The following is a 26410-nucleotide window of genomic DNA, read 5'->3' as shown; positions in this document are numbered from 1 at the left end:
GCGAGCAGGGCTAGGCGGCTCCAGGATTCCCCCCTGAGATGCTGCGATTAAAATCAGCGAATATCTCGCGCCACTCGGAAACCCATCATTCCATTGCCACCGGACATCCCCTCAGCGTAGGCAGACCGACAATACTCCGGGCTGGTCATGCTCCACGAACCACCCTTCACCGTGTGGTATTCACCCGACTGGGTCTCCGCTTTACTTTCGTCGATGAAGACATCCGAGCACCATTCAAAAGCGTTTCCGTGCATGTCATACAATCCGAAAGCGTTGGGCCTAAATGAGCCCACGACCATGGTGCCCAGCGGTATCGCGGAAATGGCTGCCATCCCCTTCGTCGATCCGATGTAGTTGGAAACGTTCGCGTCCTTCTTCGTGAGTTTGTCGCCGGTGTGGAAAGCGGTGGTGGTACCCGCGCGACACGCGTACTCCCATTCTTGTTCGGTAGGCAACCGATAACGATCGCCGGTTGATTCCGACAGCCAACGGCAATAGGCATTGGCATCATCCCAACTGATAGCCAACACCGCTTGGTCTTCGACAAGCTTGGATTTCTTGTGAGGACGTCGCCAATCGTAGTCCTTGCCCTCCTTTTCATTGTCCGTCTTGAATCGGGTCTGTTTACAGAAATATCGAAATTGGCCAACCGTTATCTCGTACTTGCCAAGATAGAAGTCCGAACCAATCGAAACCCGCTTTCGAACTTCGCGCGGACGATGACCTGGCTCGGTTTCAGGAGATCCCATCGTGAAGGTCCCCGCTTTGATCAAAACCATATCGGGACAGGACGTCGGTATCGAACTGGCGCCGGGCCTCGACTGATTTGATCCAGTTCCGCTTAGCGAAAGACGTTGAAGGTACGCTATGATCCTGGCTATCAGATTCATGATTTAATCGAAAATCCTGTGGTGCAAATCGAACAGATGACGCTGCCCCTGAGCGTTCCATCACTGATCATTCTAACGGTCTCCGCTCGGCAGCACCTGAATTGAATGCGTTTGAGTGGGCGAAAGTCGTTGACCGGGTAGCGTCCGCTCTAGTAAGCCGGCACCATAAACGTTTTCTAGTTTCAGTTCCTTCAAATACACATAACCGATGTGACACCCACAAGTTTGATTGGGACAAGCCCTTTGACGTAGCGCAGTTTGGAAGTCGCGATCATAGAGATTACCAATCGGATCGCTAACGAAATGGCAACGTCTAATCGTTCCGTCGCCGTCCACCGAAATCACGCGTTCGCCAGTCGAGCACTCCCTGCCCAAACTGGGGTGACGGATGTTGTTGGTCGGGAAATTTGGATCGACGCGGGTCAGACGCTCCACGTCCACTGGGTCGTAGTAATCATCTTCTCGTTTGTAAGCGTTGATCCAGAAATAGGTATCTTCCGGCAATTCCTGCCGCAGCGTCTCGATCGTGTTGATGTCTTCCTTTAGACCCACCATCCCGACGCTATGTGAAATCCCACGAGCTTTCAATTCGTGAATTTTCGCCGCAAACCGCGAACGACTGACTTGGGATGGGTGATAGGTGCACCACAATCCGACTTTTTCACCGTCGCAGCGATCCAGCCAATCCAACCGACACGACAAATTTGTTTGGACAGCAACTTTGCTGACATGCGGCATGGCTGTTAGTTCAGCGAACGCATCCCAATACCAACGCCGCACCATGGCTTCGCCCCATGGCGTAAAAAAGACTCGCAGTGAGTCCACAAAGCCTAGCTTCGCCCATTCAACAAATCGCCTCAACGCGGATTCATCAACGGCAAGTTCAGCGGCTGAGTCGACCTGTTTGGCAAACGGACAATAGTGGCACTCATAGTTGCAACTACACAACGGCCCCCGATACAAAATCGTTAGCGACACTCGTGATGCTCCATCAAAGATTTCACGCGATCGGAAAACAACGCCGGTCCAATCGCATCGCTGCGTTCCATCCCAGCGTCGGTCAAAAACATCCGTTCGCCGACTGCGAGAATCAAGCCTTGATGTTGCATCCAATCCAGTTCGGCAATTACATCAGTCTCGGATTTTCCGAAACGATTTTCGAACGCGGCCGTATCCAATCCGTCCGCTTGCAATAGGGACATCATCAAGAAACGTCTCTGCTGGTCTTCTTCGTCCAACCAGTACCCATGCCTTGCCGCCGCAAAGTCACCGGGTGGCCGACTGATATAGTCATCCAAAATGGCGTGCACCGCTTGTCGCCCGACGGCAAAGTCGGTGGAGTAATGCAGCGAACGCGTGTAACTGCGGGCACCGCAGCCCAGCCCGACCATTCCATCAACCTGACACGCATAGGCAGAATCTTCTTGCCGAGGAGCATCGGTGCGACGAAACATTCGCATCGAAACTTGTTCATAGCCCAAACCTCGCAAACAATCCCGGCCAGCTCGATAGCACTCCAATCGATGATCGTCCCAATCTCGCTTCCGCCGTCCCAGTCCCGTCAGCGGGCGGACATACAACGGGTACAGAAATATTTCTTGGGGGCTCCACTTCATCGCTTGTTCAATCGATGCGACGAAGGTCGCTGGCGTTTGACTCTCGCCACCATAGATCAGATCAATATTCAGCGTCGGAAAGTCTTCTTGCAAGATAGCATCCAACGCGTCCGTCACCTGCTGGGGATCTTGCGGACGTCCCATCTGAGCCGCTTCTTTCGGATCGAAACTTTGCACGCCAATGCTAATCCGGCCCACGCCAGCGGAACGCAACGAACGGAGCTTGTCCTTTGTCACCGTTCCCGGTGAGCATTCCATACCAACATGCAAATCGTTTGGCGCAACACCGATCTCGCCTACGATTTCCCATAACTGATCCAATTCTTGTTCGTCCAGATAGGTCGGTGTCCCACCGCCAATCGCCAGTTCCGTAAAGGTAACATCACCCAAAGCCGCTTTCACCACACGGGCTTCTTGACGCAGTTGCTTCAAATAGAGCCCCGGCAGTTCAGCAGGTGGTACCGCTCGGGTGAACAAGTTGCAAAACCCACAGCGGAACTCACAAAACGGAATATGGACATACAGGAAGCAACTGTCAGTGGGCTCTTCCCGCCATAACTCTTCGAGATCCTTCACCGGTTCGAGAGCTCGATAAGCCGTCTTATGCGGATACGAATAGACGTAGCCTTCGTACGGTGTGCCCGTGATAACGGAATCGATCGGATCCACTTTCTTCGTCACCGTATTCATCGATCCGCCCCCAAAAAGAAATGACCGTACGGAACAGTCCACACAACAGGATGACCTACCCGATGGCCTTGATACCCTTGTTCGCCGTACGCAGTCCCATGATCCGAACAGACAATACAAAACGCTGGTCGCTCTTGCCCCAATGCAGCGAACAGTCGCGATAAAGCTCCGTCAACATATGCCAACGCCGCCGCCTGAGTTTGAACGTCGTCCCGGTCGGCACCGTCAACATAGTGGCAGTTCGGCTGGTGCATCGCGGAGACGTTTATGAACAGCAACCTAAGCCGATCGCGATTTTGTTCCAATCGCTCGATCGCGTAGTCCACTTGATGATCTGTAGAATCAGCGGTCGTTACCCCAAAAGACGGACTCCAATGGCTCTCGTCAAAATATCCCGGCAACACCTGACCAAGCGGATTGAGCTTGTTAAAAAATCCAACGCCACCAATACCAATACTGTGGTAACCGGTCGATCGAAGGGCTGTAATCCAATCCGGTGCATCAAAGACATAGGTTTGCGAGTTAGTGGTCTCGCTGCCTATGAATGTGGAAGCAAACAAACGTGGATGCGGTCCGGGCGATATTGGCGTAGGCAGGAATCCAGCAAAGAACGCTTGATGCGCCGCAAAGGTAAAACTGGCCGGCGAATGGCGTTCTTCCCAACGACCACTTGGCAGATGCTTCGCCAAATTAGGCGTCCGTCCAGCATAGAGAGCATCGACGGCGACGTCGTAACGAAGCGTATCTAAGGTAATCAGCACGACGTCGTGAGAACCAACGATTTGATTGACATCAATCGGGTCGGCATCCCGGGCAACGCTCGAGGACGAACCGCGGGTCACGATACGGTCTCCCGATCGTACCGATGTAGCCAGTTCCGTTGCTCTCTGGACCACAATTCAGCGACATGGCGGACAACAACGTCCGGTTGCACTCCCGTCGATGGCGAAGGCCGGTCATGAGAAACCCAACACGTTTGCCAGCCTAAGTGAGCCGCAGCTTGCACATCACGGTTCCAGTCGTCACCGACCATCAGTACGCGGTGTGTGTCACCGTTTATCAAAGAACGAAGATGTTCGAAAAACCGTGGGTCGGGCTTGGCGAATCCAACTTCAGCACTGATCACCACCGATTGCCATTCGGCTGCTGAATCGGCGCCACAAGCGGCAAACTTAGCTCGCTGGTTGGATGACGATCCGTTGCTGGCCAAAAACAACAGCACCGGTTGATCGCGTAGCCACTCAAGTAGTCTGTTCGCTCGTTGATCCGGTTTCACATGTCCGGCAATTTCCTGCTGGAACCGCTTCATCAAGGTTGGTGTATCCGCATTGCAGTGATTCAGTTGGGCCGCCAATCGCTGAATCACCTTTTGGCGATCGGTATCGCCCCAGTGATCCAATTGCAACAAGTCGGCAATGACGCGGCGCTGGCGGCTCGGGTCCCATTCAGACCTATAGCATTCTACAATCGAAACAAACCACCGCGTCAGCGCGGCTTGTCGGTTCATCAGCGTGTTGTCGAGATCAAACACAATGACGTCTACATCCGACAGCCTCATGTTTCAATCAGCGGTCGATAGAGACTTGGATCGTCGAAGCCAGCCGTCCAGGCGATTGCGGCATGACAGGTGTTAATCGTCGGAGGGACACGGATGATGTATTGGCGTTGAGTCGAAGGGCAAAACACGCAAACACAAACCAGCGGTTCGTCATCATCGCCCATCGGAACTCGCACTAATTTCCGCGGTCCGCCGGGGTCGGTATCTTCGTCAAGAACTTCGGCGTCAACCTCGTTCAAAAACCTCTCGAAGCCAACCCGCTCAAGCAACACGCGGCGCAATTCTGCATTCGGTTCCGGCAACACTTCGTCCGCGGAAATTTCATCGGGACGAAATGCAATTCGCTCATCAATGGGGATGCCTTTCCATCGCAAAGCGACGTCGGACATCGAAGCGGGCAGACGTTCAATTCCAGTACCGGCAAGGTCCAACCATGATGCGACAGTCAGGGTGCTCGGCAATTCCTCGATATTTTCGCAACCACGAAGATCCAATTGAGCGATGGAGGTCAGCCAACTCGGCAACGACGTAAGCCCTGTGCAGTCTCGTGCCCGCAATCGACCGGCTTCCAACTTACCGGTTGCAGGCCAGTCGGTGAGTTGTCGGCAACCACTGATATCTAGAAACGAGACCTCCATGCCTTCGGGCAATCGTTCCAGAGACGTGCATCCCGCCAAAACCAACGACCCCGCCTTCAACCCATCGGGCAATCGGTGCAGATTCCGGCAGTCCGTCAAATTCAATTCAAACTGGATATCAACCTGATCCGGTAACGTTTCGATATCGCTGCCGGCAAGATCCAGTGTGTTCCCTGTCGCTTCAATCACTCGCGGTTGCATGTTGGACTCAGTCAATCACTCGGCGGATTTCTTCAGGGCTGTATTCGCGTTGAATCCATGCCCGATAGTTGCCTTGTTCCAATTCGATAGGACCGTGTTCTTCGTGAGTCAACGTGGCTCGGTCCGTGATGATACGAAAGAAACGCTCCTCCCCCGAATCGAACACTTCCGCGGCACCGCGTTCAGCAAACCGATGCGCGTGCCCCGTGATTTCGCCTTCCGCTAAAACCGGTTCACGCATTCGTCTCAAACCATCTGGGATGGAGTTAACACGAGCAATAAAAACATCACCATGACGCCACATCAGTATCTCTCCCGAGGGTACAAATTGGGTTAGATTGAACGGAGCAGTTGCCCCGTTGATGATAACCATTTTCTTTCGTCCTCACACGAACCAGGATTGAATTCGATGAGTTTTGGTGAACCTGTTGAACAATTTGGTGGTGCTTCCATCAAGCCGTTTACAAACACTTCGGAACCTGCTTCGCTAGCGGGCAGTGGTTGGCGAATCTCGATCGACTGGGACGATTACGAAAAAGGCGTGAAGTTCCCCGACCTGCTATCCAAGTTCTTAAATACTGCAGGAAGTGAGACGGTCACATCCTTGGTGATCGGTTGCTGGGAAGGTGCTGCCGAGGGTACGGACAGCTCAACTGTGGTGGAAGGTTTGGTTTCAGCACGCAGTCGGCTTCCCAATCTACGTCACTTGTTCATCGGTGACATTTCGCAAGAGGAATGCGAGGTCTCGTGGATCACGCAGTCCGATCTATCGCCGCTGTTCTTGGCCTTTCCTGAATTGGCAACGTTACAAGTTCGCGGAACCGAGGGGCTTAGCCTAGGACGACCGGTCCACAACCATCTACAAAGTCTGATCCTCGAAGGCGGCGGTATGCCATCATCGGTGGTCCGTGAAGTTGCCTCGGGAAAGTTGCCGCAACTGAATCACTTGGAACTTTGGCTGGGGGACGATGGCTACGGTCGCACCGTCAGCGAGGAAGACCTGAAGCCGATCTTAGATGGAACCGCGTTTCCAAACCTAAACTATCTGGGATTACGAAACGATCGCGAAATTGACGAGATGGTAACGTGGCTCAACGAAGCGATGATCATCCAAAATTTGGACACGCTCGACTTGTCTCTCGGTTCGCTGAGTGATGCTGGCGTGGTCATCTTGGCCAGTAACACGCAACTGAAATCACTCAGGCGTTTGACTCTTTTCCACCACTTCGCCTCCGCCGTGGCCATTGAGCAACTTAAAACGGCATTGCCCGGTGTCGAAATCGATGCCAGCGATGTGCAAGAGGCCGACGTGTATAACGACGAGGTCTATCGCTATAACTTTGTTGCCGAATAGGTGACCTGTCATTTGCAATCTTGCTAGCCGCCGCACCGCCATCACTGCAGACCGCATCCCTAAACGACTGTTAGTGATTGGAAATCCAGAGAATCGCCGCATCAGCTTGCTGGGCCAAGCGGCTGAAACGGCAGGTTGGTCGATGCAGTGTGTTGCGTTCCTAGATTTGCTCGACGGTCGTGTCGACTTAGCTGGCCTATCTCACCTAGCATCGAAATTTGACATCGTTCGGATTGAATCGCCGGGCGAGAACTTTGCTGTTGAGAAAGCATTGCTTCATCGTGGCGCAGCCGTCTGCGCCGCTGAACAAAGCGATTTCCTACCAGCCAATCAAGTTGCGAATCTCGTCGAAGAGCTAGGCCGAGTGCACTTCCCACGCCAGTACTACCTGGGGTTCGCGGACTTGCTGCGTTCAATCGAAAGCCTCGTCGAACCAACCAAATGGTACAGCCAACCTCGCGAAATCTTGGCCATGTTCGACAAGCCCACAACTGCACAGCGGATGACAAAAGCTGGCGTCTCGATGCCGGAATCCATTGGCCGTGTCATGGACAGCGAAAGCCTGTTTCATCAAATGAAGCTGCGTGATTGGCAACGGGTGTTCGTGAAGATTGCCAACGGATCCTCCGCGTCATGCGTTGCGGCGGTCTATCGCAAAGGGGATGTGAGTTGGGCGATTAGCAGCCTTGAAATCGTGGGCAAGTCAATAACGCAACGCCTCTACAATTCACTCAAGCTGAATCGATATGAGGGCGAAGTCGAGGTTGCGAAGTTGATCGATGCATTGGTGCCTCATCATTTGTATGCCGAACGTTGGCTACCCAAGGCCAGCACTCCCAAAGTCAAACATCCCGATCCCAACAATCCGGATCTTAATAGGCCCAAAGCCAACGTTTCCGGTGGTGCCGCTTTTGATCTGCGAGTTGTGGCGATTGCGGGCGAGCCTTCGCACATCGTTCCACGGGTCAGTCGTTCGCCGATGACCAACTTACACCTAGGCAATCGACGTGGTGACTGGACTTCGATCGCCCAACAAATGGGAAGCGTCAAAAAGACAAAGCTACTAGACCTTTGCCGTAAAGCCGCACATGTCTTCCCATTCGCTCATTCCGTTGGACTGGATGTCATGCTATCACCGGGATTTCGCCAAATCCATCTTCTTGAAGCCAACGCGTTTGGTGATCTCTTGCCACGTATTGTGGACACCAACGGAGACGACGCCTATTTGCGAGAGATGAAGACGCTTGCCGATAGGCAGCCCAACTCGCGGAACTAAACTAGACTCACTCGACCTCACTCGAACCACCACCACATGCCCATCAACATGAATACAAACACCATGTCTCGAATGCTAGCGTTAACAACCGTGACCCTTCTGTGCACGGCTCCAATCGGCCAGCCCGCTTTCGCGATTGAAAACAATTCGAACGTGGCAGTTCCTGCATCACCGGGTGCGAAGAATGCGAAGCAAGATGCTCCATCCGAGTTACCTTCTGTGCTGTTGATTGGCGATTCGATCTCATTGGCATACACGCCATTGGTTCAGGCGGCACTGAAGGACGTAGCGGAAGTGGAACGAGTTCCCGGTAATTGTCGATACTCCGCCTATGGTGCGGAACACGCTCGCCAGTGGGTTGATAACGGACACTGGGATGTCATCCATTTCAATTTCGGCCTATGGGATCTCTATGGCTGGAGCCAAGACAACTTGATTTCGGTACAAGACTACGGAACCAACCTGGAGGCGATTGTCATCGCACTTAAACCAGCGTGTGATGTGCTTGTTTTCGCTACCACGACTCCGCCTTGTGCAGAGCCTGAACACAAGATCAAGGTCCTAGCGTCTCCCGAGAAATCAGCCGCATTCGAAACCGAAGCAAGACGCGTGATGAAGAAGCACGGCGTCTTGGTGAACGATCTAGATAGCATCCTTGTCGGACGCATGGATGAGTTGGGGAAAGCAGCCAACGATGTCCACTACACCCACGATGGCAACCAAGTCATCGCCGAAAAGGTAGCGTCATTCGTTGACATGACGCTGGGATTGCTACCTTCCAATAGATAAGCGGGAAGACTCACTATCACGAATTTTCATTCACCTATGCAGTACAACGCTTGGTTGCTGCGCAGATAAAGCTTCCCATCACTGATGGCCGGCGATGCATTGAAGTCGGTGTTGTCGCTGGCAAATTTGTTTTGAGCAATCACGTCGAACTTCTCACCTGGATTGATCACTAGCGTGCCACTCCGCCGAGTCACGATGTAGATCTTATCGCCAACTAGAACTGGTGATGCATAGACCGGACGACCGTTTTCAAGCGTGCCAACCCGTTCCCGGTAAATGACTTCACCGTCCTTCGCCGACGTGCAATAGGCGATGCCGCGATCGTCGACCCAGTACAACCGTTTATCCAAGAGCAACGGTGTGGCAACATAAGAACTGGATCGATTGGTCCACAACACATGACTATCGGTAACATCATTCTCGCCACCAACCTTGACCGCGATACTTCCGGACGCTCGATAGCCACCAAAGCTGTAGATCGTGTCACCGTCGACGATGACCGACGGTGAAACGTTCCCCGCCGTTGGCGAAGACGCGTACCACTGCAACTTACCGGTTACAGGGCTCATCGACCAAATTTCTCCTGGCACGCTGATCACCATTTCATCGTCACCGTTTTCCCGCGAGACGATTCGGGGCGTGCCGTAGGTCAGTTCGAGCATATCGGCGTCTTGTCGCCAAACTTCTTTACCAGTCGCTTTGTCGAGGCATAGGATCGCCTTCGCTTCTTCGGCCGCGTTCACGATGATGGTGTCTTGATACATGGTCAAACTGGCCGCCGAGCCCCATTCACGGTTGCTGCTACCTTTGCCAACGTCCACGGTCCAGTTGCGTTTTCCATCCAAAGAAATCGAGTGGACACCGCCTTTGCCTAAGAACACGTAAACGTTCTCATCATCAACAACGGGAGTGTTGCTGGCGTAGCCATGTTCGGTGATGTAGCCTCGATAACCGTCCTCCCGATAGTCGATCGGAAAGTCGACGGTCCACTGCGTTTTTCCTGAGTTCTTATCGAAACAAATCACCTGTCGCTTGGGCGTGGAACCATCAGCGTTGTAACAAGTCACGATAACCCGATCGCCCGCAATCACTGGGCTGGACGATCCCGAACCGGGCAAATCCACCTTCCATAACAGGTTCTCCGAATCGCTCCACTTCAGCGGCACCGTTTCAGTCGTTCGGGCCGTACCATCAGGGCCTAAGAAACCGGGCCAATCTTCAGCCGAACCTCGCGTCGGATATGACAGTAAAGCGAATAAGCACACGCACGCGAAAGACTGAGGATAAAGTTTCATCGATTACAACTTCGTTAAATGACAAAGCCAGCGAGCAAAAATCACGCTGACAAAAAATCGTTTTGGACTGAGGGCTAAGGCGTTTGCTGACCTGTCGCCTGCATGTTCGATGGCGGCGATTTATGTTTACGTCGATTTGAGATCGCCAGCGTCGTCGCTGCGACAGCCACCGCCGGATAGGCTGCGGTGGGGACCTGCAAATTAGACGCCTGCGTAATAGGTTGGTTTTCTTGATCGACAACCTCTTCCAGGGAAGCCATGATCGCATCCAGAACTGGCCCGGAGAGTGCTGGTTTCGTACCGTTGGCTACCCAGTCCAAAGAACGATGCAGCATCACTGTGGATTCAAGCTGCACATCCACCGTGACCCCGTCCACCGCAAAATGGGCTGGTGGCAAATTCACCCGGTCTAATGCAATCATTCCTCCGGGCCCGTCGAACCAATCGTCCATCAATCGATCGGTGTTTTCAACACGTCCGATCTCCGATCCCTCGGCCAGTCGCTGAAGTTGGGGGATTGTGCCTCGTTCCAATTGCCATGACCGAGGCTCATGGGAACTGCCCTGGGCGTCAAACCCATCGTCTCTTTCAGATTGAATCCCGCTGGAATCCGTGGGCAACAATGACCGCAGTGGCGACAAGTCAATCCAGCCCGCATCGCTAGAAAAAGGATCTGTGTCACTGTTGCCTGCTATCACTTCGCCAGCGTCGGATGCCTGTGCTAACGGGCTGCCGTCTTCGGTGGTTTCGACGCTGCGATAAGCAGCGGTCTCTTCGGTAACTTCCGAAACGACATCATCGGCCAATTCGCTGACCGATGCATCACCTGCACTTACGTCGTCTGATTCATCCGATGTCGCTATCGCCGAAACGAAAGTTCCAGTGTTGCCGTCCGCATCGCTAGCACGACGAATGGGAGTGGAACCCACATTGGTCGATTGTAAGTCTCGGACTCGCGCGGCCGCGTCGCCAAAGTTATTCGGTGCCAATGTTGGCGTACGGTTGACCTCGATCACCATGACGATGTCCGCAGTTGCAGCTGAAACCGCGTTATCCGGGGTTCTGGTTTGAACCGGCGTCTGCGTTTGACGATCATTCGATCGCCCAACATCCAAACGGTCGGCTGTTCGATTCAGACCGCGGTCGCCATTCAAGTTTTCTCGCAAGGTCGATTGCCGAGTCAGTTGAGAATGTCCGGCTTGGCGACCTTGCATTTGCGATCCAGAAACACCAGCGGATCGCTGGTCATTGGACTGACGGTTTCCAACTTCTGGCTGCCCGTTCAAACGATTATCTTGTCGCGATTCGACTTGTGGACGATTGCTTTCCTGTCTTGAATCGGTTGATCGATCGAGTTGGGTGTCGATGGTGAAATCAAAGATACCCGCAGCCAGCATGGAACGGGATTCCAATCGCTCCAAACGTAAGCGTCGCGAGAGATTATCGGCATTCATGATTCGCCTCGCAGTTGATCCAAGTTGTGTTGATGTTTTTGCAAGAACGATTGGTATCGTGGTACCTGAGGAGCGATCTGGGTTGCCAGTCGCTGGTGCTCAATCGCCTCGGCGTAATGATCCGATGCCTGCGGGAAGTTGCCACGCCTTCGCTCAAGAAAACCTGCATTATTCAGCACACTTCCCAGCATGCTGTGAACTTCCGCATCGTCAGGAAACGCGTGTACCAATTTCCGTGCTTGTTCGGCCGCTTGTGCGAACGCTTGCTCTGCCTGATTCATGCGTCCCATCGCGGCAAGCGACAATCCTAACTGATTCAAACTGATCCCCAAATCGCGACGCGAAGCCTGTTGATCTGGCCAGCGAGTACGTAGTTGATTGCTAACATCGATCGCTTGGCGTAGCGTGTCAATCGCTTCCTGATGCAACGAATTAGCCGCCTGCGCCATCGCGAGCGTGTTGAGCGTTAGGACCACTTGGGTCGCCGCTTCAGCGTCGCCTGGGTTGGCTTCCAAACGTTGCAACTGCAGCGTCAGCGACTGACGAGCGATGACGCTGGCTTGCTGCGGGTCTCGTCTGGCCATCAGTCCGGCAAGATTGGACTGAACGGTCGATAGCAACAGGGATTCGTTTTCGTCAGACACCTTCAACCGAGTCGAGTCAGCAGCGACGGTCTTGGACGAGACCAACTTGCCCTGCATCGTTGTTTGTTTAGTCAGTAAAGCGATCGCGCGACCAAACACCTTTTCCGCTTCAGCAATGTTTTCCGACTCGGTCAACATCTGGCCCAAGTTGTTCAAGGTGGTGGCAAGCTCAAGGGTTACCCGTTCGCTCGAAGGCAAACGCTGTTGGGTTGCGATGGCTTTCCCGAACCACTTTGCCGCGTTTTCAAACTCGCCGGCACTCGCAAGCTTCTCCGCGAGATTGTTCTGGCTGATCGACCACTGCAGTTGCAAGTCCCAATCACTCGGATGCGTTTTAGCGAGTTTGGCGTAGATTTGTTGTGACATTTCGAGCGAAGCCAACGCCTCTTCATTCAAGCCCAACTCGCCTCGAAACGTGCCAATCTTGCCATGCGTGATCGCCAAATCCAGTTGATGCTCACGATCGAGGGTCCCTAACGCATCGGACTTCACGACCAAACGTTCGTAGTACTCCAGGGTCTGGCTCAACAAGCGGTGACGGACCGAACTCGCCGCCGGAATATCGTCCAACAACTCGGCCATTTGAGTGCCTAATTCATCGATAGCTTCACGAGCAATCGCTTCGTTGTTCTGCGCTAAGATCGCGTTGGTATCGGACACACTTTTTTGGGCTGCCAACCGTGCGTTGCTAACAGCAAACCCAAACAAGGCCAAAACGCCTACGAGGGTTGCCGCTGCTAAACCTCGCTGATGCTTTACGGCAAAGCGGGTCCACAGATCGACCAAGTTGGGTGGCCGAGCGATGGTGGGTTCCCCCGAAAGCACACGCCGAAGGTCATCCGCGAATTCGCGAGCCGTGTCATAGCGTTCGTCGCGACGGGATGACATCGCCTTGGAAATGACCGTTGCCAAATCGCGGGGCAGGTCGTCACGAAACCGAGCCAGTGGCGTTATCGAATCCTGATCGATTTGTCGCAAGATTGACGGAGCATCTTCGCCATCGTGTGCTGGATGCCCGGCCAATAATTCATAGAGCGTCGCGCCAAGCGAGTAAATATCGGTACGACCATCGACAATGGCCGACTCGCCGCGAGCCTGTTCAGGACTCATGTACCGCATCGTGCCGATCACGTCGCCGGATTGGGTTAACGACAAATCGCCTTGAATGCGCGCGAGCCCAAAGTCGGTAATCCACGCATTGCCGTCCTGGTCCACGATCAAGTTGGACGGCTTGATGTCGCGGTGAATGATGCCTAACTCATGTGCGGCATGCAGTCCGTCGGCAACCTGCGTGGCTTGCTTGACGGCAACCCGCCAATCCAGCGGTGACGAACCACACTCCTCCATCGAGTCGCCATCAATAAACTGCATCGCATAGAAGTGAACACCCCGTTCGCAACCGATCGCAAAGACCGGCACGATGTTAGGATGTTGAAGACTAGCGGCAGCTTCCGCTTCCTGATGAAAACGCGTTAAACGGTTCGCATCCAAAACCGACGACAGCGGCAAGAGCTTGATTGCCACAGTCCGACGAAGAGAAACCTGGGTGGCTCGATAAACAACGCCCATTCCGCCCCGACCGATCACCTCGATCAACTCGAAGTCGCCAAGCGTATTCGTGTCATCCGACGAATGCGGCACCGTGGTTGATTCTCCGCCGGCCAATCGATGCAAGCTTTCCAGTCCCGCAACACATCCCTGCAAGGCATCCCGCAATTCCGGGCAATCTTGCGTGAGCGATTCAACCGAAGGCGGCAAGCCGACCTCAAGTGCCGACATGTAGTTTTCCAGTAGCTCACCCAACTGATCCTTTTGCGAATCGGTCAAATGGCGCATCGCGAGCGGTTCATCGCTGAGATCGCGTCCCGCACTATCCGCCCGACGTTGGCCACTCAGATCAGCTAGCGAAATCATTCGCTTTCCTCCAATGTCCCAAGATCATAAACCTCCTTGAACTTCGCGATCGCTCGCAACCATAACATTCTGGCCGCTCCCGACTTGATCTCCATTCGTTCGGCAATCTCATCAAACGATAAGCCTTGCAGGTTGCGGTACACGATCACGTCGCGGTAGTTGGGCTTCAACTTGGCAAGTTGATCGGACAACTCCGCTGCCAATTCACGCCGCGAAACGATCTGGCTGGGCGATGGCGCACCGTCCGCGATGATATTAGACAACCGGGCCATCGAGTCATCCATCTTTCGAGCCACCCGCTCCATCGCGACCTCGCGACGCATGTCTCGCTTCTGTGCATGGATATTTTTTTCCACCGCGTGACTAAGACAGTTAACCAAGATCTTTCGCAACCAGGCCAGCAGTTCTCCCTCGCTTTGCCCACGAAACTGACCAAAGTCGCGGTGAGCAGCCAGCATGGTTTCTTGAACCAGATCCGACGTGCTCATCCGCCGCCGCAAACGTTTGTCCAGTTGGGTCGTTGCCAAAACACTCAAGTAGTTCCGGTAAAGCTGCAAGAGCTCACCCAACGCGCGCGTGCTGCCCCCCTGCACCGAAGCGATCACATCAGCGATGGGACGACCGGCGATTGGCAAATCGGAGATCGGCGTCTCAGAAATAGCTGGCTCGATAATAGCTGACATGGGGGGATTCCTCAGATTACGGGGACGCAGATCGATGAATGGTCAGTTCGATCGCAGCTTCATCTTATGCGTCAACTTCAGTCAAAAGGTGCCAAGCAAACGCCGCAATTCTCAGAAGAAAACCTTCCGAACCGTGAATCGTTCGCCCTCGCCTACTACTCAAGGACGAAATTGCCACCGATATGTGACACTTTTCGGACATGACCGTCCTAAGAAATTGTCCTGCGGAATCGGCAGCCTGCGGGCACGGCGAAAACCTCTTCACCCCTCCTCTCATCAGGTGATCACATGGCTCGTTTCTGGAAGAATTGGATCGGACAATCTCAGACAGAACCAAAGACCGCAGGCGAACCCAATAGCCAACGAAAACCGAGTAGGCATCAAAAACCGACGAGACGCCAATCGACACAGCGGCGGTTGAAGCCAGAATCGCTGGAAGCCCGCCAACTTTTGGCTGCCAACATCTTTCATAACGAACTGATGCCCGAGGACGTCAACGAGGACGGACAGGTCTCGGCAATCGATGCACTCACGATCATCAACCGGATGAACGAACAAGTTCGCGGAATCGATGCCGGAGCCGGAATCATATCGCTGGACAGTCAAACATCCGAACAAGATGCTCGAGGCCGACGGACCGATGTCAATAACGATGGACGGGACACGGCGTTGGATGCATTGATGGTCATTAATCGGATGAACCGAGAGCGAGGTCAGGACAATTCAAACGAAGTTCCAAACAACCGGACGCCCGACGCTCCGTTTCCGGAATCCCCCGGCACCCCCAGCGGATCGGACGGACAACCGACCGAATCACCCACCGACCCGAGCGACGATCTGGAATCGGAAGTTCGCAGCCTTGATGGCACCGGTAACAACCTTGCCAACCCTGACTTCGGTTCCGCTAACACGGAATTGCTACGGGTCGCCGACAACGACTATGCCGATGGGATTTCCGAACCCGCTGGCGAGGACCGCCCGAGCGCACGGGAGATCAGCAACACGCTATCCGCTGCTGATCCCAACGGAACAACTAACGATCGCGATCTCAGTTCATTCGTATTCGCATGGGGACAATTCCTGGATCACGACATCGACCTGTCTTTGGAACCGCATGATGAAGCGGACGCGATTTCGTTCGATATCGAAGTCCCTGACGGTGACGCATTGTTCGATCCTTTTAACACAGGCGAGGCCACCATCTCACTGACCCGATCCGCCATCGCCGACGGAACTGGCACGTCGACCGACAACCCCGCCGAACAGGTCAACTCGATCACCGCGTGGGTCGATGGATCTCAAGTTTACGGCAGCGATCAAGCAACGTCGGATTCGCTTCGAGAGTTCGTCGGCGGCCGATTGCTCATCACCGACGAAGGACTGCTGCCGACCGGCGACGACGGCAACATCATCGCTGGCGACATCCGCGCCGCTGAAAACGTGGTACTCACGTCCATGCATTCGCTGTTCGTACGCGAGCACAATCGGCTGGCTGACGAGATATCAGCCGAAAACCCAGAGCTAAGTGATGAGGAGATTTTCCAGGAAGCTCGCGCCATCGTGATCGCTCAACTGCAATCGATCACCTACAACGAGTACCTGCCCGCGTTGTTAGGTGAAGACGCGTTGTCGCGATACTCGGGTTACGATTCCAGTGTGGATCCATCGATCGCGAATGAGTTTTCCACTGCTGCGTTCCGGTTCGGCCACACCACACTGAACGACGAATTCCGCCTGGTCGGCAATGATGGCGAAGAGGTTGCTGAATCAATTTCGCTGGCCAACGCATTCTTCACCCCCGAATTGCTAGAAGAAACTGGCATCGATTCGTTTCTAAAATACGCTTCGTCGACGCTTTCCCAGGAGGTCGACCTTGAAGTCGTCGACAGCCTTCGCAACTTCTTGTTTGGTGCTCCCGGCAGCGGCGGCCTCGATCTCGTATCACTGAATATCCAACGCGGACGAGACCACGGTTTGGCGGACTTCAACTCCACTCGCGTCGCATACGGACTCGACGCCGCCGAATCATTTGCGGACATCACCAGCGATGTCGATGTGCAAGCCAAACTCGAATCACTCTATGGCACCGTCGACAACATCGACTTGTGGGTTGGTTTGTTAGCCGAGGACCACACCGACGATGGCAGCCTCGGAGAAACCGCGACAACCATCATTGCGGACCAATTCGAACGCATTCGCGATGGCGATCGCTTTTTCTATGCCAACACGATGTCCAACGCCGAAATCCGTGAGATCGAAAACACAAAGCTGTCCGACATCATCGAGCGGAACACGAACTTGGATTCCCTGCAGGAAAACGTATTCTTCTTCACACCCCAAATTTCTGGGACCGTCATCGCGCAAACGGCAACGTCCGTCCAGGCGAATGCCATCGATGGAACCGCTGCCAACTCGGCAACAGGAGTCGGAGAAACGTTCGTTTCCAACTCACGAAACTCGCGTGATGACTCGCCCAGTGGCCAGCGGACAAATCCTGATCAGGGCCGTCCTGATCAAGACCAACCCGACCGGGGTGATGACAACACTGGCGTTTCAGCCGAAGGCATTGAGGTCCAGTTACTCGATAGCGAAGGCAATATCGTCGACACCACGTTGACGGACTCCAATGGCAACTACCGGTTTGATTCCGTTAGCCAATCGGGCTCTTATCAAGTTCAGGTCGCAGCCTCGGATGAGTGGGCGGTCGATGGCAGCGACAGTTGGGACATCTCCATTTCCAACGGTGAAGAGCGACTTCGCGGAATCGACTTCCACGTTCTTGTTTGACCGGGGTTCGCCCCAATCTACGTCGCCTCGTTCACACCGAACGCTCGCACTCCAATGCAGTTTAAGGTTTGACCGTACCCGAAAAAACGCAGTAGACGAGGCAACGAGTCCTTCACCACAAGCTGGTGGAGAAGGTTACGAGTCCCTCCGCACAACTTACCAAGTCCCGGGCTATTCACTTCACGCCAATCACCCGCTTACGCATTTCCTCAACCCCAACCGCATCATGCCCAGCCCCCATCCCCCGAACGCACACAGCCTTCAATCACGCCCACCTGAACCGGTTCGCTTTTCAGACGTGGACACGGTCTTCGATCAATTCCACACGTACGCCAACGAACCTTGGACCGACAAGATCCAAACCGTTGATGACGCACTGATATCAGCGATCGCTTGCCCCTCTACACCTCCGCCTAATCCGAGAAGATCCAACCGAGCCAGACTTTCTTGGTTAGGACTGTGACAACTTGCTGACCAATTCGCCCCTACCGTTAGACACGCATCTCTTCCCACGACTCACCGAGGCTTCCCATGAAGTTCATTCCCGCATTAGCCATGGTCGGCGTCCTCAGCTTAACTTCCAACGTGCTGGCACAGCGTGGCGGCCCACCGCCACCACCACCGGGCGGGAACCAAGGCAACTTCAACCAGATGCAGCAACAGAACGCTAATACCAACACAACCAACATGCCCACGATCGTCGAATTGACGAACATGATGATCGCGAACTTCGATACCGACGGCAGCGAAGAATTAAGTGCGACGGAACTGCAGGCTGCGTTAACAGCGTTGCGCCAAATGATGATGCAGAGCCAGAACAACGGTCAAAACCAGGGCGTTCAACAACGGAATAACTTCGCCGCCCAACAAAATGGGCTGGCTGAACAAGGCCAGTTCCCGCCGCCTCCACCGCCACCCCGATTCGACAACGGTCAAAACGGTTGGTAGATCCGGCATAACCGACACCCTTTCCAATGACCTTTGCCGTGAAACTGGATGAACCTGAAAAACTCGAAAAAGCGTGGCCCAACGAATCCTTGATTCACGCATGCAGCCGGTACACCGCTTTTCACCGGTACACCCATCTCAATTCGACACTTCACGAAAGGAAATGTGATGAGCTCAATATCTTCCGTCCAAAGTTCCAACGCCTACACCCAAACGCAATCAACCGGTCGCCCCCAAGGCGGCAATCCGGCTGAGCGATTGGATCAATCGTTAACCAGCTTCTTGAACGAACAGGGCGTCTCCAGCGAAGACCAAACCAAGATCAAGTCGGAACTGCAGGATGCGGTTTCGTCATTGGCAGCCGCCGGCTCGCAACCGTCCCCCACCGATGTGAAGGCGGCACTGAGCGACGTGCTGGACAGCAACGGCCTTGATGGAGAAAGTTTTATCAGCAAACTGGGTACGCCCGGAACCGGTCGACAACGCGGCAACTCGGCATCGGGACAATCCGGTCAAGCCAGCGAGTCTGGCCGAACCGGTCGAGGCGGCGGCCCGCGTGGTGCAGGTGGCCCGCCACCGCCTCCAAAGTCGGACTCAACCTCGGAAACTTCCGAGACCAGCGAAACGACGGACATCGAAACTTTGCTGGAATGGCTCGAAACCCAAGCTGAAAGCGAAGCCGCTTCCTCATCCTCGACACAATCCGAGAGCACGCAAACCTTTCCCGGTTTGTACATCAAACGTGGCGGCGGGAATCTGGATGCCACGGCCTAAAACGTTCTGCGGCTTGATCTCGCCGATTCGTTGAATCGGAAGAGTCTGGCCAAACGACTTCAATCGGCTCGACTCGGCTCAGTCAATTGATCAATCGACCGACCGCGGTCGGCTTATCGCTTAGGTCAACGACGCGTTTACGGGATCAACTACTGGGACGAGACCTACGGTTCCCTGCATCGCGATCAAAGCCAGGTCGAGAAGGCGGCCCATCGTTCCCCGGTCCATCATTCCGCGGTCCACGACGATGATCGGGGCCGTTTTGTCCAGGAGGCCCTGGCGGCCCAAACTCTTGAAGCTGTCGCAGTTGTTCGGCGGTCAAGATTTCCTTCAAACCTTGATCCACGGTTGCTTGCAACGCATCCAGCTGACGCGTTTGGCTGGCACTTAGTCCGAGCGAATCCCTGACAAAGTGAGGCAAAACCTCGCCGGGCGGAGGCGGTCCATCTGGTCCTCGCCCCATAGCTGGTCCTCGCCCCGTAGCTGGCCCTAGCCCCATGGCTGGTCCTTGGCCCATGGTGGGGCCATGTCCTCGGTCAAATCCAGGACCTCGATCCATACCAGGCCGTCGATTCGTCCCTGGTTCGATCTCGTGTTCCATCTCGGGTCCCATTTGTGGCCCCATCCCCGGCCTCATCCCGCGTCCGGGTCCTCGCTGCGTTCCGGACTGACGATCGCGTGGCGGTCCGCCCCCGAATCCCGAACTTCGACCTGCACCAGAACCTGGGCCGTGCTGAAAATCGGCACTGGGCGTGCCGCGGTAATTTCGTGGCACGACTGGCCATTCTTCCGTCATGAAATACGCATAGGTCCCGTCAGGAAATTCAGGCGTGACGGTATGCCGGCCGTTGCACTCGTCCAAGTCGCCACTGCCCGCGGCGTATTCATAGTCACGCACAAAGGTACCGTCGTATTTTCCATCAGGTGCATTCCCTCCAGGCCGATTGCCCTTCCTTAAACGATAGCTCGATGTCAGCTTCTGCACCGGTGATGCAGCATCGTTTGGATCGCTGTAGCCGTAGACGGCATAGATCGGAAAGCCATCGGCCGCCCAGCCAATCAACGGCGAGTGCTCACCTGCTTTGACCTCTACACTATCGATCAAGCCGGTCGGCAAGCCGTGGTAGTGATACTTCCCGGTGGGCTGAACGTGGGCATGAGAGACATCAATCCCCAAGGCGATTGCACCGGACAAAGGTTCATACTGCCAACCAGGTTCGCCATCATAGAATTCGCCAGCGCCAGGATCAAAGGGCACACCATTGACGGCAACACCGAATTCGCCACGCATCGGCGAAATCTGGGCAGCAACCTTCGGGTTCGCCGGCACCCGGTATTCATGGGTCTGCACCGAAATCGCATTGGGATTGCCACGATTGGGAAATCGCCCCGTTTTGTGATTGGGAATCCCGTTGGATCGGATCACTCGGTCATCGCCCTCGATTTTGATCGAGACCTGGTTCTCCACTTTTGGGGTTGAGGTCGCTGGCAGGGGCCGAAGCACTCCCTTTTGTGTGACTTTATGTAGACGTGGTGCCGGCGGTTGAGCAATTGCTAGCAGAGTAAAGCCAGACGCTACAGCGACGGCGGCGGTGCCAATGAGTGCCTTTTTCAAGGAAAACTCCCAATTACAATGGTGAAAAAATGTGGGGCAAAGAGCCAACCGATCGGGTCGACTCCGGTATTTAATGCGTAACAACGTCCCTCAAAGGGCCTCTCAAAGGCCCTGTTCATTTTGAGTGGCCCCGCCTAGAACGACTTCTCGCATTGCCTTAATAGCGAGTTACGCCCCGAGCTCTGTCGGAGACGTTCGCAAAGACGAGAACGACCGCTACCACAGGGGCGTTTGCTAACACGAACAGCCGCAATCACGGGAACTTCGGTGCCTCACAGGAACTCACCGTCGCGACTGGAGTTTCCACACTGGCGGGCACCTTGCCTGCAACTACGATGGGCGTCCGCAGTCCAAGCCAAGCATCTTTACCGCAGAAAAACGCAGTAAACATAGTCATCCAACGTGAAATTCCGTTCATGAACCTATCCATCACATGACTCAAAATCACCGACCGACGGAGTCCCCGGCGCTCCCCGAAAATTGGCCGACGACGAGTTCTGGCACCACAAGCGAGAACGCGGCTTCGAATAATGATGAATCGCCATCAAACCGAAGTCCCACTCGTATCGTCGCCAACGTGCTCATCTCGGCCGCCATGCTGGGTCTTTCCTTTTTTGGCTATACCTTTCTTGGCGAACGCCCCCGCCCCAACCGATCCAAACCGCCAAAATCGGCGGTGATGATCGTCACGACGGATCCGTTGCAACTGCACGACGGTTCAGTCGACATCGATGTTAACGGCGTCGTAGTCCCGCTGCGAGAAATTCGACTTTCGACCGAAGTCCCGGGTCGGGTCGTAAAAATGTCCGAAAACGTTCGCGCCGGCCGTGCGGTTTCCAAAGACGAAATCCTGATTGAACTGGATGCCACCGAATACGATCTGGAAGTCAAACGCCTGCAAGCCTTGTCACGGCAAGAAGCCGCCGAGGTCAATTCGGTGGAAGTCAGCATCGAGAACACCAAACAGCTCGTTGATTTGGCGCTGCGACAACTCGATATCGCTCGCCAAGAAAGTCGCCGGGTCGCTTCGCTGGTTAACCAACGAGCCGCGTCGGTGTCGGAAGTCGACACAGCCAAGCGCGCCGAACTCAATGCCGAAGCCGCCCTGGTCGGCCTGGAAAACCAACAGCGTGAACTGGTTGCCCAGAAAAATCTGGTTTCGCAGAAACGAGCACTCACCGAAGTCCTTTTGCAGCGTGCTCGGCTGGACCTTTCGCGATGCATCGTTCGATCACCTATCGACGGTCGCGTTGTCGCTTCGACCGTCGAAGAACAATCGTTTGTCCCCACCGGTACAACGTTCATCACGATCGAAGACGTCGCTGCGGTCGAAGTCCGAGCCAGTTTGACGGCCGACCAAATGTTCTGGATTTGGAGCAGCCGCACTAATCCAGATTCCCGCACAGGGCAAACGATAGCAGCAGCGACCGAAGATCAAATTCCGGCCGTTCCCGCTTCCATCACTTTTGAACTGGGGAACGAAACCCATCGCTGGTCGGCTGTGTTGGAACGACTCGATGGGGCCGGTATCGACCAGAGCACGCGAACCTACCCATGCCTGTTTCGCGTGGACGCACCCAAGTCCACACCTTCCGGCCAAGGAGCACGTCGTCTCACTCGTGGGATGTTCGTGGGTGTGTCCATCCAAGCCGAACCGAACCGTCCGTTGTTCCGTGTTTCCGAAACCGCGATCCGTCCCGGCAACCGTCTGTGGCTAAACGTGGACGGCAAACTACGCATCGTTCCGATCACGATTGTCAGTCGTATTGGCGAATTGGGAATGGACCGAGAACTGGTCGTTGAAATGCAGCGACCGGACGCGATCGGATCCGTGTCCGAAACCACCGTAATTGTCTCGCCGATCAGTGATCCGACCGACGGGATGCCAGTCGGTACCCAAGCCGAAACGCCTCAACAAGCAAACAAGCTCGCTGAAACACCTGACCAACACGAGTCACTCAGCTTCGATGCGAACGCTCCCTCAAGCTCGACTCTTCCGGCCGCGAAGGTGGCGGGATGAAAAGTCTGATTGCATGGTCAGTGAAGAATTGGCAGGCCATGAACGTGGTCATGCTGGGCATTCTCTTGATGGGCGTCTATAGCCTGACGCAGCTTCGTCGAGATTTCTGGCCGGACTTCGAGCTTTACGTTTTAAACGTGTCGGTGGTCTATCCCGGCGCGAGTCCAGACGAAATCGAAGAGGGGATTCTAGAAAAGATTGAAGAGTCGATTCGCACTGTCGACGGCATCGAAGAAATGACCTCGTCAGCGCGAGAAGGACTCGGCAGCGTCACACTGGAACTCGATCCGGACTCAACTCAAGACGACGCCCAACGTGTTTTGACAGAAGTGACCACGTTGATTGGGCAAATCCCAAGCTTCCCGGAACTCGCCGAGAAGCCCGACATTCGCATGGACACGAATTTCGTGACCGCGATTCGTGTCGCCGTAATGGGCCCCGATATCGACGAGGTCATCGCCGCTGACCAAGCCGCATCGTCACCGAGTACGTCCAAGCAGGATAAGGACGATATCAAAGCGGAAGCCGCGTTGGCACTGCGGCGCGTTGCCGAACGCGTTCGCGAAGAGGTGCTGGCCTTGCCGTCGGTATCCGTGGCTGACTTGGTCGGAACGCCGGACTACCAAATCGATATCGAAATCCCTGAAGACACGCTACGCAAATACAACCTATCGCTCAAAAGCGTTGCCGAGATCGTGCGGGCCAACAATGTTGAGCTTCCCGGCGGAACGCTGCGGGGCCGTTCGCAAGAGATCCTATTGCGAGGTAGCGACAAAAGCACCGCGGGCGTCGGCATCGAAGAAATCCCACTGGTCAGCCAACCCGGTGGTGCCGTCTTAACGGTAGGCGACCTCGGGCGAGTGCGTGACGAATTTTCAGTCGATGGCAGCATCAATGAAGTCAACGGCCGTCCCGCTGTGCTCGTCTCTGTCGAGACAACCAGCGCCGATGATTTGATCCAAGTCTCGCAAGAAGTCCGCGATTATGTTCAGCGTGAAAAAGGCAATCTGCCTGCTGGATACACGATGGTCGATATGCGTGATCGCTCCACCAGCGTCAAGAATCGACTGAACCTGCTCAGCAAGAACGCCTGGATGGGACTCGTGCTGGTGTTCATCGTGCTGGCGTTGTTTCTAGAAATGCGGCTAGCATGGTGGGTCATGCTGGGCATTCCCGTGTCCTTGCTCGGCGCCTGCATCTACATGTATTACGGCGGCCAAACGCTGAACATGACGTCGATGTTTGCCTTCTTGATCGCGTTAGGCATCGTCGTGGACGACGCGATTGTGGTGGGCGAGAACATCTACGCTCACCGCGAAACCGGAAAGAGTTATCACCAAGCCGCCATCGACGGTGCTTATGAGGTGATGCCCTCGGTCATCACGGCGATCTTAACCACGGTCATCGCGTTCGCGCCCATCATGTACATGGAAGGCCGCATCAAACGGCTTACCGTCGTCTTGCCAATGTGCGTCGGTGCGATGCTGATCATTTCGATGATTGAAAGCCTGACGATCTTGCCGTCCCACCTTTCTCACAAACGCAGCCGTTTTCTCGATGCTCTGACCTATTTGCTGTATCCACTACGGCCGCTGGGCTGGTTGCTGGAGCGAGCGAACGCAGCCATGTCTCGATTGCTGGCATGGACTATCGATCGTATTTACACGCCTGTTTTGCGTTGGTCGCTCGGCAATCCGGCAATCATTCTTTCAACGCTAGCCGGGATGCTGATCCTTTCGGTCGGCGTTGTACGTTCCGGGATGGTCCCGTTTCTATTGCTTCCCAAAATCGACTTCGGTTTCATCACTGTGCAGGTCACTTATCCTGACGGCACTCCCGTCGACGTGACCAACCAAGCCACGCTGCGGCTCGAAGAAGCGATCATGAAAGTCAATCAACGTTCCATCGACGAAAAGCTAACGACCGATCCCAACGGATTTGTCCAAGCGGTCCAACGCACAGTCGGCTCATCCGGCGACGAAGTCGGCACGAGTGTCGCAAGCCATATCGGTGGCCTTTTTATCCAGCTCAATGACATCGGCGAACGTACCGTATCTAGCGACGACATCGTGCGTATGTGGCGAGCGGAATCGGGACGCTTCCCGGGGGCGGAAGCGGTCGCCTTTGGAGCCACGCCACGCGGTCCCGCATCGCTGCCAATCGAATTGCGACTTATGGCGACGGCCGAAAACCTCGGCGAGCTCGACAAAGCGATCGAACGCTGCAAATCCAAACTCGCCGAATATCCTTACGTCTCAGACATTGCCACTGATACGCGACAAGGCAAATGGGAATACCGGATCAAGGTCCGCGACGATGCCAAAGCCATGGGCGTTTCCCTCGCCGACGTTGCCGGAACCGTTCGTGCGTCGTACTACGGCGAAGAAGTCATGCGATTGCAGCGTGGTCGGCACGAGGTCCCATTGCGAGTTCGCTACCCTCGGGAAGATCGCAACACGCTGGTCAGTTTTAACGACATTCGGATCCGCGGTGCCGATCGTACAGAAAGACCGCTCAACGAGATTGCCGAAGTCGATGTGCAACGCGGGTATTCTGAAATTCGCCGTATCAACCAAATGCGAACCATCGGCGTCGTTGCCGATGTCGATGAAACTCGAGGCAACGCGTTCAACGTGGTCTCGGACTTAAAAACGAACTTTGTCCCCCAATTCAAAGAGGAATTCCCCGGCGTTCAACTGCAGTGGGGCGGTCAACAAGAACAGACCGACGAAACCGTCAATAGTCTGACGGTGGGCTTTTTCTTCGTCCTCGGTGCGATGTTCTTGCTGCTAACAATTCAGTTCAATTCGTCCTGGCAAGCAATCCTGATCCTGTCGATCATTCCCTTCGGATTCATCGGCGCCATCGTCGGTCACATCGTCATGGACATTGATCTGACTCTTTTCAGTATCTTTGGCATCGTCGCGTTAGCCGGTGTTGTGGTGAACGATTCTATCGTGCTGGTTGACTTCATTAACCGCCGTGTTGCCGATGGTTTGCCGTTGATCGAAGCCATCGTTGATGGCGGACGTCGACGCTTCCGAGCGGTCTTGCTGACCTCGGTCACCACGTGTGCCGGCATGATGCCCATCTTGCTGGAACGGTCCAAGGAAGCCCAGGTCGTTTCGCCAATGGCCACCAGCCTGACCTTTGGACTGGCACTAAGCACAATGGTCGTACTCGTGCTTGCTCCTGTGATGTACCTGGTGATCGCCAAGATATCGCCACCGCCAGAACAGGAATCCGATCCTGTATCAGCTTAGC

At 54.8% G+C, this 26410-nt stretch carries 20 protein-coding genes; 8 read left to right on the top strand and 12 right to left on the bottom strand.

The window, feature by feature from the left end:
• Positions 1-53: 53 nt before the first annotated feature.
• The 7 genes from ACR3ZL_RS09360 to ACR3ZL_RS09330 form a co-directional block, all read right to left on the bottom strand.
• The gene (locus ACR3ZL_RS09360) at positions 54-779 is read right to left on the bottom strand and encodes a formylglycine-generating enzyme family protein (protein ID WP_486173399.1); all 726 of its coding nucleotides are present in this window, start codon (positions 777-779) and stop codon (positions 54-56) included.
• 183 nt (positions 780-962) lie between these two features.
• On the bottom strand, positions 963-1868 hold the full coding sequence (locus ACR3ZL_RS09355; RefSeq protein ID WP_473648125.1) for an STM4011 family radical SAM protein: 906 nt from the start codon (positions 1866-1868) through the stop codon (positions 963-965).
• Positions 1859-3196 (bottom strand): STM4012 family radical SAM protein, encoded by a 1338-nt coding sequence (locus ACR3ZL_RS09350; protein WP_473648126.1) that lies wholly within the window; start codon positions 3194-3196, stop codon positions 1859-1861. The genes ACR3ZL_RS09355 and ACR3ZL_RS09350 overlap by 10 nt, the downstream gene beginning before the upstream one ends.
• Positions 3193-4038 (bottom strand): STM4013/SEN3800 family hydrolase, encoded by an 846-nt coding sequence (locus ACR3ZL_RS09345; protein WP_473648127.1) that lies wholly within the window; start codon positions 4036-4038, stop codon positions 3193-3195. The genes ACR3ZL_RS09350 and ACR3ZL_RS09345 overlap by 4 nt, the downstream gene beginning before the upstream one ends.
• Complete coding sequence (locus ACR3ZL_RS09340; RefSeq protein ID WP_473648128.1) at positions 4035-4754, bottom strand: HAD family hydrolase; 720 nt, start codon at positions 4752-4754, stop codon at positions 4035-4037. Before ACR3ZL_RS09340 ends, ACR3ZL_RS09345 begins: the two co-directional genes overlap by 4 nt.
• Complete coding sequence (locus ACR3ZL_RS09335) at positions 4751-5593, bottom strand: DUF6745 domain-containing protein (protein ID WP_473648129.1); 843 nt, start codon at positions 5591-5593, stop codon at positions 4751-4753. The genes ACR3ZL_RS09340 and ACR3ZL_RS09335 overlap by 4 nt, the downstream gene beginning before the upstream one ends.
• A 7-nt stretch (positions 5594-5600) precedes the next feature.
• Positions 5601-5897: a hypothetical protein gene (locus ACR3ZL_RS09330; protein ID WP_473648130.1), complete on the bottom strand. Its 297-nt coding sequence runs from the start codon at positions 5895-5897 to the stop codon at positions 5601-5603.
• Positions 5898-6002: 105 nt separating this feature from the next.
• Between ACR3ZL_RS09330 and ACR3ZL_RS09325 the strand changes: the two genes are divergently transcribed.
• From ACR3ZL_RS09325 to ACR3ZL_RS09315, 3 genes are all read left to right on the top strand, one after another.
• On the top strand, positions 6003-6947 hold the full coding sequence (locus ACR3ZL_RS09325) for an STM4015 family protein (protein WP_473648131.1): 945 nt from the start codon (positions 6003-6005) through the stop codon (positions 6945-6947).
• 73 nt (positions 6948-7020) lie between these two features.
• Positions 7021-8223 (top strand): STM4014 family protein, encoded by a 1203-nt coding sequence (locus ACR3ZL_RS09320; protein ID WP_473648132.1) that lies wholly within the window; start codon positions 7021-7023, stop codon positions 8221-8223.
• Positions 8224-8286: 63 nt separating this feature from the next.
• A complete protein-coding gene (locus ACR3ZL_RS09315; RefSeq protein WP_486173398.1) occupies positions 8287-9012 on the top strand; it encodes an SGNH/GDSL hydrolase family protein in 726 nt (241 codons plus the stop codon).
• Between the two features lie 26 nt (positions 9013-9038).
• On the opposite strand, the gene ACR3ZL_RS09310 is transcribed toward ACR3ZL_RS09315, so the two are convergent.
• The 4 genes from ACR3ZL_RS09310 to ACR3ZL_RS09295 all read right to left on the bottom strand — a co-directional run bounded on the left by ACR3ZL_RS09310 (position 9039) and on the right by ACR3ZL_RS09295 (position 15002).
• Positions 9039-10307, bottom strand: a complete 1269-nt coding sequence (locus ACR3ZL_RS09310) for a PQQ-binding-like beta-propeller repeat protein (protein WP_473648134.1) — start codon at positions 10305-10307, stop codon at positions 9039-9041.
• 74 nt (positions 10308-10381) lie between these two features.
• Entirely contained in the window at positions 10382-11761 is a 1380-nt protein-coding gene (locus ACR3ZL_RS09305; protein WP_473648135.1) for a hypothetical protein, read from the bottom strand.
• On the bottom strand, positions 11758-14319 hold the full coding sequence (locus ACR3ZL_RS09300) for a protein kinase domain-containing protein (protein ID WP_473648136.1): 2562 nt from the start codon (positions 14317-14319) through the stop codon (positions 11758-11760). Before ACR3ZL_RS09300 ends, ACR3ZL_RS09305 begins: the two co-directional genes overlap by 4 nt.
• Positions 14316-15002 (bottom strand): sigma-70 family RNA polymerase sigma factor, encoded by a 687-nt coding sequence (locus ACR3ZL_RS09295; RefSeq protein WP_486173397.1) that lies wholly within the window; start codon positions 15000-15002, stop codon positions 14316-14318. Before ACR3ZL_RS09295 ends, ACR3ZL_RS09300 begins: the two co-directional genes overlap by 4 nt.
• A gap of 288 nt (positions 15003-15290) precedes the next feature.
• Between ACR3ZL_RS09295 and ACR3ZL_RS09290 the strand changes: the two genes are divergently transcribed.
• From ACR3ZL_RS09290 to ACR3ZL_RS09280, 3 genes are all read left to right on the top strand, one after another.
• Entirely contained in the window at positions 15291-17789 is a 2499-nt protein-coding gene (locus ACR3ZL_RS09290) for a peroxidase family protein (protein WP_473648138.1), read from the top strand.
• 531 nt (positions 17790-18320) lie between these two features.
• The gene (locus tag ACR3ZL_RS09285) at positions 18321-18737 is read left to right on the top strand and encodes a hypothetical protein (RefSeq protein ID WP_473648139.1); all 417 of its coding nucleotides are present in this window, start codon (positions 18321-18323) and stop codon (positions 18735-18737) included.
• 168 nt (positions 18738-18905) lie between these two features.
• The gene (locus ACR3ZL_RS09280; protein ID WP_486173396.1) at positions 18906-19511 is read left to right on the top strand and encodes a hypothetical protein; all 606 of its coding nucleotides are present in this window, start codon (positions 18906-18908) and stop codon (positions 19509-19511) included.
• A 145-nt stretch (positions 19512-19656) separates the two neighbouring features.
• On the opposite strand, the gene ACR3ZL_RS09275 is transcribed toward ACR3ZL_RS09280, so the two are convergent.
• Complete coding sequence (locus ACR3ZL_RS09275) at positions 19657-21126, bottom strand: YHYH protein (protein ID WP_473648141.1); 1470 nt, start codon at positions 21124-21126, stop codon at positions 19657-19659.
• Positions 21127-21559: 433 nt separating this feature from the next.
• Here ACR3ZL_RS09275 and ACR3ZL_RS09270 point away from each other — a divergent pair, with 433 nt between their 5' ends.
• A complete protein-coding gene (locus ACR3ZL_RS09270; RefSeq protein WP_486173395.1) occupies positions 21560-23146 on the top strand; it encodes an efflux RND transporter periplasmic adaptor subunit in 1587 nt (528 codons plus the stop codon).
• Positions 23143-26409: an efflux RND transporter permease subunit gene (locus ACR3ZL_RS09265; RefSeq protein ID WP_473648143.1), complete on the top strand. Its 3267-nt coding sequence runs from the start codon at positions 23143-23145 to the stop codon at positions 26407-26409. The genes ACR3ZL_RS09270 and ACR3ZL_RS09265 overlap by 4 nt, the downstream gene beginning before the upstream one ends.
• The last annotated feature ends 1 nt before the right edge of the window (position 26410 follow it).

This window comes from Rhodopirellula sp. J20-39 (assembly GCF_057365095.1).
This window is presented reverse-complemented; position numbering and strand designations above follow the sequence as displayed.

Bases quoted from the DNA above. Each gene is read 5' to 3' on its own strand.
- ACR3ZL_RS09330 (WP_473648130.1), bottom strand. From the start codon at position 5,897: ATGTGGCGTCATGGTGATGTTTTTATTGCTCGTGTTAACTCCATCCCA.
- ACR3ZL_RS09335 (WP_473648129.1), bottom strand. From the start codon at position 5,593: ATGCAACCGCGAGTGATTGAAGCGACAGGGAACACACTGGATCTTGCC.
- ACR3ZL_RS09300 (WP_473648136.1), bottom strand. From the start codon at position 14,319: ATGATTTCGCTAGCTGATCTGAGTGGCCAACGTCGGGCGGATAGTGCG.
- ACR3ZL_RS09360 (WP_486173399.1), bottom strand. From the start codon at position 779: ATGGTTTTGATCAAAGCGGGGACCTTCACGATGGGATCTCCTGAAACC.
- ACR3ZL_RS09310 (WP_473648134.1), bottom strand. From the start codon at position 10,307: ATGAAACTTTATCCTCAGTCTTTCGCGTGCGTGTGCTTATTCGCTTTA.
- ACR3ZL_RS09290 (WP_473648138.1), top strand. From the start codon at position 15,291: ATGGCTCGTTTCTGGAAGAATTGGATCGGACAATCTCAGACAGAACCA.
- ACR3ZL_RS09265 (WP_473648143.1), top strand. From the start codon at position 23,143: ATGAAAAGTCTGATTGCATGGTCAGTGAAGAATTGGCAGGCCATGAAC.
- ACR3ZL_RS09350 (WP_473648126.1), bottom strand. From the start codon at position 3,196: ATGAATACGGTGACGAAGAAAGTGGATCCGATCGATTCCGTTATCACG.
- ACR3ZL_RS09280 (WP_486173396.1), top strand. From the start codon at position 18,906: ATGAGCTCAATATCTTCCGTCCAAAGTTCCAACGCCTACACCCAAACG.
- ACR3ZL_RS09315 (WP_486173398.1), top strand. From the start codon at position 8,287: ATGTCTCGAATGCTAGCGTTAACAACCGTGACCCTTCTGTGCACGGCT.
- ACR3ZL_RS09295 (WP_486173397.1), bottom strand. From the start codon at position 15,002: ATGTCAGCTATTATCGAGCCAGCTATTTCTGAGACGCCGATCTCCGAT.
- ACR3ZL_RS09325 (WP_473648131.1), top strand. From the start codon at position 6,003: ATGAGTTTTGGTGAACCTGTTGAACAATTTGGTGGTGCTTCCATCAAG.
- ACR3ZL_RS09285 (WP_473648139.1), top strand. From the start codon at position 18,321: ATGAAGTTCATTCCCGCATTAGCCATGGTCGGCGTCCTCAGCTTAACT.
- ACR3ZL_RS09270 (WP_486173395.1), top strand. From the start codon at position 21,560: ATGACTCAAAATCACCGACCGACGGAGTCCCCGGCGCTCCCCGAAAAT.
- ACR3ZL_RS09305 (WP_473648135.1), bottom strand. From the start codon at position 11,761: ATGAATGCCGATAATCTCTCGCGACGCTTACGTTTGGAGCGATTGGAA.
- ACR3ZL_RS09340 (WP_473648128.1), bottom strand. From the start codon at position 4,754: ATGAGGCTGTCGGATGTAGACGTCATTGTGTTTGATCTCGACAACACG.